Origin of the sequence: Phenylobacterium sp., from assembly GCF_036495085.1 — a bacterium.
Taxonomy (GTDB): Bacteria; Pseudomonadota; Alphaproteobacteria; order Caulobacterales; family Caulobacteraceae; genus Phenylobacterium.
Genome location: NZ_DASXNL010000168.1, coordinates 1 through 10,485, shown reverse-complemented (window position 1 = coordinate 10,485; position 10,485 = coordinate 1). Strand labels below are relative to the sequence as shown.

Below are 10,485 nucleotides of genomic sequence, written 5' to 3'. Positions count from 1 at the left end.
GGTCTCGGCCTTCACCTCGGAACGCCGCGACCTGATCGGGATCACCTCGATCACCGACATGACCAACTTCACGCCGGGCCTGGAATACAACGCCGGGAACGATCGCAACACACTGCGTGGCGTCGGGCGCCTGACCAACGTGCACGCCGCCGACATCAGCGTCGCCCAGTACTCGGACGGTATCTACACCTCCTCCACGGTCGAAGCCGGCAAGACGCCGCTGTTCGTCGACCGGGTGGAAGTGTTGCGGGGTCCGCAGGGCACCCTCTACGGCCGCAACTCGATCGGCGGCGCGATCAACATCATCTCCAAGCGCCCGACTGAAGACTGGTACGGCGAGGTCCGCGCCAACTATCAGAACTACAACCACTTCATCCTTGAGGGGGCGGTATCCGGCCCGACGGCCATCCCAGGCGTCCAGTTCCGCCTCGGCGCCAACTGGGAGAAGCAGACTGACGGATACTTCCACAACGTCGTGCCCGGCGGGCGTGACGAAGGCGCGATCATCGACCAGCAGTACGTCGAGGGGCAGTTGAAGTTCCACTTCAACGACAACTTCGACGGCTGGGCGAAGCTGGCCTGGGCCCAATGGCACAACGACGGCGGCGGACCAGGGCAACGGACCTACTGGACACCCCACGCGTTCCCGACCTACGAGTTCAACAGCCCCGGCTTCTACGTAAACGCCGCGTACGCGTGCGCGGCGAACACGACCGCCACAAAGATCGTGACCGCGGGCAACGTCTCCGTCGCCCAGGCCTGCAGCAACCCCGCGATCAATAATGCGCGGGATTTCTCGTCGACCACGAACGCCGAGGCGAACCTGGTGGCGACGTGGATCGCCTCGAGCGAGTGGACCTACCATTTCCCCGGAATGGATCTGAAGTACGTCGTGGGGGGGACCCACTATAACTACACCGCCGTCCTGCCGACGAACGGCGGCGGACCGGGCGACCAGCCCGGGATCACCCAGTTCACGATCCCGAGCGTCTTCGGCCTCCCGGGAGCAGTGATCGACCCGCGCGAAATCTCAGAATATCGCGAGGCGCTGAAATGGATCAGCCACGAGGTCAACCTGGCCTCCACGGGCAATGGACCTTTGCAATGGATCGTCGGCCTCTACTACTACTCTGAGAACTACGTCCAGCCGACGGCGGGCACGCTGATCGACCAGCCGCAGATGAACACCTTCGGCGCCCCGCAGCTGACCAACGCCGTTTGCGCCTTTACCGCCGGTGTCTGTCCGAACCTCGCGGGCACGGGGCGGTTCTACGATGACCGGCCGGACATCGACACGACCAGCAAGGCCGCGTACGGCCAGATCGACTGGAACTTCGCCGAGCACTGGAAGGTCACGGGCGGTCTTCGGTACACCTACGACCAGAAGCGGGGCACCGAGGACGGCCGACTGCTCTGCTTCAGCGTGTCGGCCTGCAGCGGCGGCTTCGGGCCTGATATCCTCGGCGCCTTCGTGATCGACCTGACCCAACTTCCTTCGGTCACCAACAACCTCCTTCCGGGGCCATTGCCGAAGGGCGTCTCGTCGCTCACGACCATCGACCCAGCTACGGGCTTCGCGCACCGGAACTATGACGACCACTGGTCAGCCACGACCGGAACGGCCGGCGTCCAGTGGGATCCGGACCCCGACACGATGGCCTACTTCCGCTACAGCCGCGGCTACAAGGCGGGCGGTTTCAACGTCGGAGCCAGCGCCTTCTTCAACCTCACGCCGGAGACCGATCCGGAGCACGTGAACGCCTACGAAATTGGCCTGAAGAAGAACCTCGGCCACACCTTCCAGGCCAATGCAGCGATATTCTACTACGACTACTCGAACATGCAGGTGCCGATCGACATCGTCCCCACCGGTGGCGGAATTGGTCTGACCGAGACCGTGTTCTACAACGTGCCCAAGGCGGTATCGCAGGGCTTCGAGCTGGAAACGACCTGGCAACCGATCGATCACCTGCAGATCCTGTTCAACTATTCCTACCTGGACGCGCACATCACTTCGGCCCGCGGCGTCGTCGATCCGGCCGACCCCACCGCGGAGCAGCCCGGCGCCAGTCCCAACACGCCTGGCGGCACCTGCGTGACAAACCCCACCGGCTCGTGCGACGTCTTCACCGGCAATATCCAGCGCGGCCAGAATCTGTCGGGTTACAACCTGCCCAACGCGCCGAAGAACAAGGTGGCGTTGAACGTCAACTACACCTTCGTCCTCGACGCGGGATCGCTGACACCCAGCGCCAGCTATGTCTGGCGCGACAAGCAGTACGGCTCGATCTTCAACCGCTCATACTACATGGCCCCGTCCTACGATCAGGTCGACCTGCGCGTCTCCTGGAACGGCGCTAACAAGAAGTACACCGTCGTCGGCTTCGTAAAGAACGTCTTCGACCGCCTCGGCTACGAGGGCGGCGCGGCCGGGACGCGGCTGGCCGGCTTCAATGGCAACACACCCGTGCTCCAGGGCATCGAAAGCACTTATTCGCTCACCCCGCCCCGGACCTACGGTGTCGAGCTGCAGTACAGGTTCTTCTAGGGGCAAGCCTTAACCTGGCGAAGGCGCTCCGCTCCGGCGGGGCGCCTTTGTCGTATCCAGGTCCCCGCCGCCGCTGAGCGCGGCTGCTAGAGCGCCTTTTCGATCGCGCCGGTGACTTCCGGGGCTTCCGGATCGGTGCGAGGCCCGAAGGCCTGCAGCGCCTCGCCGCCCCGGCCGATCAGGATCTTGTGGAAGTTCCAGACCGGAACCGCGGGCTCGCCCAGTTGCTCCTGCGCCCACTTGTAGAAGGGGTGCGCGCCCTCGCCCTTCACTTCGACCTTGGAGGTCAGCGGGAAGTCGACGCTGAAGCGGGTCTCGCAGAAAGTCTTGATCTCGGCCTCCGTCCCCGGTTCCTGGCCGGCGAACTGGTTGCAGGGCACGCCCAGCACCACGAGGCCCTTTTCCCTGTAGTCCGAGTAGAGCTTCTCAAGGCCGTCATATTGCGGCGTCAGTCCGCAGGCCGAGGCGGTGTTCACCACCAGGACGACCTTGTCCTTGAAACTGGTCAATGGCAGCGGCGCGCCATCGATGGTGTTGAACGCAAATTCGTAGGCGTTGGCGGTCATTTTTTAAGTCTCCGGGGCAGCTTTGGAATTGATCTTCGCCCAATCCGTACAAGCTTCAGCATAAACGCGGGTGTTTCGCACTGTTGCATCCCTGTTAGCCACTTATGGCTAAGCTGTTACTTTTGTAACACTGTTATTTCATTACCGTTGATCAGTTGAGGATCTGAGATTGACGCTGTGAAGAGCGCGGACTGAGCTTTTCCGAAAAACGCAGCCAATAGCGCCACAAACGGTTTGGGAGGTCTCGCATGAATTTCCAGCATCGCCTGATGTTGACGAGTGCGCTTGCCGCGAGCGCCTTGGGTCTCGGGGCCCACGCTCAGACCCGCAGCGGTGCATCGGCGGCAGCCACCAACACCATCGAAGAACTCGTAATCACAGCTGAAAAGCGCGAGCAGAGCCTGCAGGATGTGCCGGTCGCGGTCTCGGCGTTCACCGACGCCAAGCGCGAGCTTGTCGGGATCAACTCGATCCAGGACATGACCAACTTCACACCGGGCCTGCAGTACAACTCATCGACCGACCGCATTTCGCTCCGCGGCGTGGGCCGCCAGACCAACGTGCTCTCGGCCGACGCCTCGGTGGCCAACTACAACGACGGCATCTACGAGACCTTCGCCGTCCAGGCCGGCCGCTCCACCCTCTTTCTGGACCGTGTCGAGATCCTGCGTGGCCCGCAGGGCACCCTCTATGGCCGCAACGCCATCGGCGGCGCCATCAACGAGATCTCCAAGCGTCCGACCGAAGAGCCCTACGGCGAAGTCCGCGTGAGCTACGCGAACTACGACCACTCGACCATCGAGGGCGCCTATTCAGGTCCGATCAGCGACAAGGTCCAGTTCCGTATCGCCGGCGACTGGGAGCGTCAGGGCGAGGGCTGGGCCAAGAACATCGTCCCGGGTATGCCGCAGGAGGGCAACGTCATCGACGAGTGGTTCCTCGAGGGCCAACTCCAGATGAAGCTCTTCGACGACAAGATGGACGTCTGGCTGAAGCTGGCCGGCGGCCTTTGGCGCAATGGCGCGGGCGGTCCCGGGGCAGCGTCCGGCGGGTGGACGCAAGCGCCCTATCCGACCTTCGAATACGGGCCGACCGCCACGGAGCTGAACAACGGCTATGGGTGCAACCCCAACACGACCCATGTCGTGAACGCCTCACCACAGGGCTGCGTCAACCCGGCGCTCAACAGCCCCTGGACGATCGCGCGGGTTGTTCCCTACGTGGTGCGCCTGCCGCTTTACGAAACCTTCGCCGGCCACTTCACCTGGCACGCCAAGGACTTCGACATCAAGTACATCACCGGCGGCGTGGACTATCACTACGAGCTGACCGGCCCCACCGGACCAGGGCCGCTGCCAAACACCATCGCGGCCCCGATCACCTCCTACACCCTGCCGGGAGGGCTGGTGATCAATCCGGCGGAGAGCTTCGACTATCGTGAGAACAACGGCTTCTGGAGCCACGAGCTCAACCTGATCTCCACCAAGGACAGCCCGCTGCAGTGGGTGGCCGGCGCCTACTATTTCACGCAGCACTACACGCAGCCGGTCTACACCACGAACCCGAACCAACCCCAATGGAACGGGCCTTTCGGCCTGCCCGGCTTCTTCTGCGCCCAGACCTTCGGAACGTGCGCGCCCGAAACGAACTTCCGGCGGTTCGACAACCGGCCGGATGTCCACGCCGAATCCTACGCCGGCTACGGCCAGATAGACTGGAAGGTGGCCGAGGCGTGGAAGCTCACCGGCGGGCTGCGCTATTCGCACGACCGCAAATACGGAACCGAGTCGGTACGGCTTCTCTGCTTTGCGGTGCCGGCCTGCCTTGCGGCGCCCGAAGTCCTTGGGACCGCCACCCCCGCGGTGGATCTGACCCAGTTGCCGACGGTGGTCTCCGCACCGGCCGGCACGGCGGCCGACCCGCTCCCCAAGGGCGTGACGAGCCTCACCACCTATGATCCCGTCTCCGGATTTGCGACGCGCCATTATGACGCCAGCTGGAGCGCCTGGACCGGCACCGCCGGCGTCGAGTGGCAGCCCGATCCCGACACGAACGCTTACTTCAAGTACAGCCGCGGCTATAAGTCTGGAGGGTTCAACATCGGCATCTTCACGGTGCTGAGCTTCGAGCCCTGGACGGACAAGGAGACGGTCGATTCCTTTGAAGTCGGCTTCAAGAAGAACTTCGGCGCAACGATCCAGACCAACATCGCGATCTTCCACTATGACTATCACAACCTGCAGATCCCGATTCAGTCGGTCTCGACAGCCGGCGGCCTGACCCAGGCCTCGACGAATTTCCTGAACATTCCCAAATCGGTATCGCAAGGCGTCGAGCTGGAAGCCACCTGGCAGCCGATCGACCACCTGCAGTTCCTGTTCAACTACTCCTACCTCGACGCCCACGTGGAAGAAGGCTCGGCCGTCGACATCGCCGACCCCGCCGCCCTGGCCCCGGGCGCCAAGCCCCTCCCCTGCCCGGCCATCGGCTGCGCGGCCGACATCTACACCGTCGGAATTCCGGGCGGCGGCCTGCAACGCTTCCAGAACCTGTCGGGCAATCGCCTGCCCAACTCGCCGAAGAACAAGGTCGCGTTCAACGTCAACTACACCTGGCCGCTGGAGCATGGCTCGCTTGCCGCTTCGGCCAGCTACATCTGGCGGGACGTGCAGTACGGAACCCTGTTCACCCGGCCCTACAACGAGGCGCCGTCCTGGGATCAGGTGGACGCCCGGCTGACCTGGACCTCAAAGGACTCCAAGACCAAGGTCATCGCCTACGTGAAGAACATGTTCGACCGGCTGGGCTACGACGCCGGGGCGACCGGCTACCGCTTCGCCGGCACCACCAACGACGCCTCAGGCGTGGGCACGAACGTAATCCAGGGCGTGTTCAAAAACTATTCGGTGACACCGCCGCGCACTTACGGTGTCGAACTTCAGTACCGGTTCTTCTAGGGGGCCGGGGCGGCGGACCCGGATCAGCCTGGGTCAGCCAGCGCCTGTTCCACGGCCAGCGCCAGGTCGAGCGCGCGGATGGCCTCTTGGAGCGTGACGATCGGCCGAGGCGCCTCGCCGCGCACAGCCTTCAGGAAGCCCTGGACGCTGACGCCCAGGGGGTCGGTCCCGGCCGGGGTTCCAGCCAGGTCGGCATTCAGCGGAAAGGGCGTTGTGTTGCGGTAGGTCCTGGCCATGAAATCGATCTCGACCTCGCCGGACGGATAGACGATCCGCATGGTGCGTTTGCGCTCCGGCGCCTGTCGCGAGACGTCGAAGACCGTCATGAACCCGTCCTCGAAGCTGACTTCGGCGCGCGCTACGTCCCAAACGCCATCGCCGCTCAACCTGCCCTCCCCTTCCGCCGTCACCGGGTCGGAAGCCGAGATCACCAACGCCAGGTCGATATCGTGGATCATCAGGTCGAGCACGGCGGAGACGTCACGGCTGCGCTCCGAGGGCGGACCGTGCCGCAGCGCCTCCAAGAGGAGCGGTTGCTCGGGAATATCCAGCAGCCCCATGGCCTGGAAGCCCACCCGCTCCTGGTGGCCGCAGGCGACAACAAGGCCCTTGGCGGCGGCCGCCGCGCGCACCCGCTCGCCGTCGCCTACCGAGGTCGCGATGGGTTTTTCGACATAGACCGGCTTCCCGGCCGCCAGCGCCGCCAGCGCGTGTTCGGCGTGGAAGGTCGCGGGCGAGGCCACCGTGACCACGTCCACCGCCTCGAGGAACTCCGCCATGTCCGTGAAGCCTCGCCCGCCGAGAGGCATGGCGACCTTGGCGGCGCGCTCGGGATGGGTGTCGAGGACAGCCGACAGGACGACGCCGGGCAGCCGGGCGTATTGGTTCGCATGATAGCCGCCGAACACGCCCGCGCCGATCACGCCGCCCCGCAAAGGTTCAGACATGGGAGGACTCAGCCATGGATTTCTCCGAACAGGGTCCGCCGCCTAGCAGGTCATGGTCCTCGACGCCACCCGGGCGCCCAAGCTAAACATTCGTTTGAACGGGCCAGTCAGGTCCGAGGGAGCCCAGTGTCATGACCAATGTCCGTGAGATCCGCCTGAAGAGCCGCCCGTCCGGCCTGCCTACGGCCGACAACTTCGAACTGGCGAGCGTCGAGCTCACCGCGCCCGGCGCCGGCGAGGTGCAGGTGAAAAACCTCTGGATGACGGTCGACCCCTACATGCGCGGCCGCATGAACGACGTGAAGAGCTACGCCCCACCCTTCCAACTCGGCAAGACCATGGACGGCGGCGCGATCGGCGAGGTGACCGCGACCAACGATCCGTCCCTCAAGGTCGGCGATCTGGTGCAGTCGGGCTTCGGCTGGCGCGAGGGCTTCAATGCGCCGGCCAAGGCGTTGCAGAAGCTTGATCCGCGCGGTCTGCCTGTCCAAGCCTTCCTGGGCGCCGCAGGCATGCCGGGCCTCACCGCCTACGCCGGCCTCCTGAAGGTCGCGGCGTTGAAGGATGGCGACGTGGTGTTCGTGTCCGGAGCGGCCGGGGCCGTCGGCTCGATGGTCTGCCAGATCGCCAAAGCCAAGGGCCACACGGTGATCGGTTCGGCGGGCGGCGCCGAAAAGGTCGCGTTTCTCAAGCAGATCGGAGTCGACCACGTGATCGACTACAAGGCGCAGAAGGACCTGAACGCTGCGCTGGCGGCGGCCGCGCCGGACGGGATCGACGTCTATTTCGACAACGTCGGCGGCGATCACCTGGAGGCGGCGTTGAATTCGGCGAAGCTCTTCGCCCGCTTTGCGATCTGCGGAATGATCTCGATCTATAACGCCACCAAGCCGGAACCTGGCCCCACGAACCTGGCCCAGCTGATCGGCAAGAACATCCGCATGGAAGGCTTCATCGTCTCGCACCACTTCGGAATGATGCCGCAATACATCGCCGACCTCTCGACGTGGGTGGCCGAGGGCAAGGTCACCTGGAAGGAGACGATATTCGAAGGCATCGAAAAGGCGCCCGAGGCTTTCATCGGCCTCTTCAAGGGTGAAAACCTCGGCAAGATGCTCGTGAAGCTCGGCTGATCAAAAGCATCGTTGGCCGGCAATGGCAGAGACGCTAGAACCGCTCGTCCCTCGCCCCCGGAGCTTGCCCAGTGCCGCGCCTTTTTAGCGCCTATGTGATCGTCGACTGGAGCGCGGCCTCCAAGCCGACCACCGGGGCGGACTCCGTTTGGATCGGCGTGCTGAAGCGCGATGTGCGCTTCCGCATGGCCTTCGAGGGCTTCAATGTCGCGACCCGCACCGAGGCCGAGAAGCGGCTGGGCGCGGTCCTCGACGACCTGAAGAAGCGTTCGGAGCGCGCGCTGGTGGGTTTCGACTTCCCGCTGGGCTTTCCGCGAGGCTTCGCCGAGGCCTTGAAGCTTCCGGGCGAAGCGCCCTGGCGCGCCGCCTGGGACCAGGTCGACAAGATGGTCAAGGACAAGGTCGACAACACCAACAACCGTTTCGGTGTGGCCTCCGAGATCAACCGGCGACTGACCGGGGGCCCCTTCCCGTTCTGGGGCTGCCCTCCGCGCGATACGCTGACGACGCTTCAGCCGAAGAAGATGCGCCCGCACGGCCCCGACGACCTGCCGGAGTTCCGCCACACCGATCTGGCGGCGAAGGGCGCGTCCTCGATCTGGAAGCTCTACTATAACGGCTCGGTGGGCGGCCAGGCGATCCTGGGCCTGCCTGTGGTGCGCCGCCTGCGGCTTGCGCGCGAGGCCAAGGCCTGGCCGTTCGAAACCGGCTTCAAGGCCCTGACCGAGGCTGACCTTGCCGGCGTCGACATGGTGCTGGCCGAGGTCTACCCCTCGCTCATCAAGGGCCAAGCGCTGCCGGGAGAGGTCAAGGACCTGACCCAGGTGCGCACCACCGCAGAGCACTTCGCCAGACTCGACGAGGCGAACAAGCTTGGCGAGCTCTTTGGCCCGGCTAAGGGCACGGCGGCTGACGCGGTGCTGGATGCGGAGCGCGAAGAAGGCTGGATCCTCGGCGCCGGCTAGAGCCTGGCGCGATCAGAGGCTCTCTCTCGACGAGCGGTCAGCCCCTGCGGCTCAGGATCCAGAACCTCCCCATGAGCAGCACCGCTGAGATCACGCTGGCGATCACCACCGCCCAGACAATGCCGATCAGGTGCATGCCCATCGGGATCGCCAGCCACCAGGCGAGCGGCATCATGACGACGATGTAGCTCGTCATATGCGTGCCGGTCGGCAGCCAGACATCACCGCGCGCCCGAAGCGACTGGGCTATGACCACCTGCAGGGAGTCTGGAAAATACATCAGGCAGGAGAGCGCCAGCGCCGGGACCGCCATGGCCAGCGTGAGCGGGTTTTCGGTATAGGCGCCGGCGATCAGGGCCGCGCTCGGCCAGATCGCGAGCGAGACCATGACGCCGAACAGACCGGTCACGGCAAAGGCGATCAGGCCCGCGCGGATCATCCCGGCTGGGTCGCGCGCGCCATAGGCCCGGCCGACCCTCACCGCGGCCCCCGTCGAAAGTCCGAGCGGAACCATGAAGACGATCGCCGCGACATTCAGCACGATCGCCCAGGCCGCGACCGCCAGGCCGCCGATCCAGCCGGCAATGATGTTCATGCTGGAGAAGGCCGCGACTTCGAAGAAGTTGGATGCGCCGGCTCCGAAACCGATGCGCCGCTGCTCAGCCTCAGCCGCCCGGTCGCGCGGGGCTTTTTTGAAAACGCCCAAAAGACGCGCCTCGGGCATCAGCGCGATATAGCCCAGCATGTAGATGGCCAGGAACGTGCGTGCCCCGGTCGTGGCCCACGCGCCCCCCATGGCCCCCAGGGCCGGCAGGCCGAAGGTTCCGGGGACCAGCAGGAGATCGAGCGCCAGGTTGACCCCGTTGGCGATCCACATCGCCCAGGCCCCGGGTCCCGGGCGCGACAGGCCCTCCATCCAGAAGCTTGCGCTGGTGCTGATCATGTAGCCCGGCATCGAAAGGCAGAAGACCAGCAGGACGCGGCTTGCGCCGTCAGCAAGGCTCTTCTCCAGTCCGATTGTATGCAGGAACAGCGGCCCGGCCGCCGCCAGCACGGCCGTCGAGACCAGCGCAATCCAAAGGCTGTAGACAAGGCCGCGCCGCAACACCGCGCCGGTTTCGTTGCGCCGCCCCTGGCCTATGGCTCGCGCCGTCATCACCTGCACGCCGGAAAGCAGGCCGATGGCCATGGTGACCACGACGCTGGTCGGCGCCCAGCCCAGTGCGTGATAGCCGAGCTGCGTCGCAGAATAGCGCCCCACGACGATCGCGTCGGTGAGGCCCATGGACATGATGCCCAGGCGCGAGATCACCACCGGCCAGGAGAGCTTCAGGAGCTCGGCCAGTTCGGTGCGGATGGGACGGGGGCG

The 10,485-nt window shown here is 64.9% G+C and carries 7 protein-coding genes; 4 read left to right on the top strand and 3 right to left on the bottom strand.

Annotated features, from left to right (window positions below; genetic code table 11):
* Nucleotides 1–2,548, top strand: a 2,548-nt coding sequence (locus VGI62_RS18295; protein WP_331505983.1) for a TonB-dependent receptor, incomplete at its 5' end; no start/stop codon positions are given.
* An 86-nt stretch (nt 2,549–2,634) separates the two neighbouring features.
* Here the strand turns inward: VGI62_RS18295 and VGI62_RS18290 are convergent.
* The gene (locus VGI62_RS18290; RefSeq protein WP_331505982.1) at nt 2,635–3,114 is read right to left on the bottom strand and encodes a glutathione peroxidase; all 480 of its coding nucleotides are present in this window, start codon (nt 3,112–3,114) and stop codon (nt 2,635–2,637) included.
* A 248-nt stretch (nt 3,115–3,362) separates the two neighbouring features.
* Here VGI62_RS18290 and VGI62_RS18285 point away from each other — a divergent pair, with 248 nt between their 5' ends.
* Nucleotides 3,363–6,071, top strand: a complete 2,709-nt coding sequence (locus VGI62_RS18285; protein WP_331505981.1) for a TonB-dependent receptor — start codon at nt 3,363–3,365, stop codon at nt 6,069–6,071.
* 23 nt (nt 6,072–6,094) lie between these two features.
* Here VGI62_RS18285 and VGI62_RS18280 read toward each other — a convergent pair whose 3' ends face one another.
* A complete protein-coding gene (locus VGI62_RS18280) occupies nt 6,095–7,018 on the bottom strand; it encodes a Gfo/Idh/MocA family oxidoreductase (RefSeq protein WP_331505980.1) in 924 nt (307 codons plus the stop codon).
* A 131-nt stretch (nt 7,019–7,149) separates the two neighbouring features.
* Here VGI62_RS18280 and VGI62_RS18275 point away from each other — a divergent pair, with 131 nt between their 5' ends.
* The gene (locus tag VGI62_RS18275; RefSeq protein WP_331505979.1) at nt 7,150–8,151 is read left to right on the top strand and encodes an NADP-dependent oxidoreductase; all 1,002 of its coding nucleotides are present in this window, start codon (nt 7,150–7,152) and stop codon (nt 8,149–8,151) included.
* A 71-nt stretch (nt 8,152–8,222) separates the two neighbouring features.
* The gene (locus tag VGI62_RS18270; RefSeq protein ID WP_331505978.1) at nt 8,223–9,116 is read left to right on the top strand and encodes a cobalamin biosynthesis protein CbiG; all 894 of its coding nucleotides are present in this window, start codon (nt 8,223–8,225) and stop codon (nt 9,114–9,116) included.
* 37 nt (nt 9,117–9,153) lie between these two features.
* Here the strand turns inward: VGI62_RS18270 and VGI62_RS18265 are convergent.
* Nucleotides 9,154–10,485, bottom strand: a 1,332-nt coding sequence (locus VGI62_RS18265; protein WP_331505976.1) for an MATE family efflux transporter, incomplete at its 5' end; no start/stop codon positions are given.

What these genes read in the sequence shown, in the direction of transcription:
- VGI62_RS18290 (WP_331505982.1), bottom strand. Translation starts at nt 3,114, where the DNA reads ATGACCGCCAACGCCTACGAATTTGCGTTCAACACCATCGATGGCGCG.
- VGI62_RS18285 (WP_331505981.1), top strand. Translation starts at nt 3,363, where the DNA reads ATGAATTTCCAGCATCGCCTGATGTTGACGAGTGCGCTTGCCGCGAGC.
- VGI62_RS18280 (WP_331505980.1), bottom strand. Translation starts at nt 7,018, where the DNA reads ATGTCTGAACCTTTGCGGGGCGGCGTGATCGGCGCGGGCGTGTTCGGC.
- VGI62_RS18275 (WP_331505979.1), top strand. Translation starts at nt 7,150, where the DNA reads ATGACCAATGTCCGTGAGATCCGCCTGAAGAGCCGCCCGTCCGGCCTG.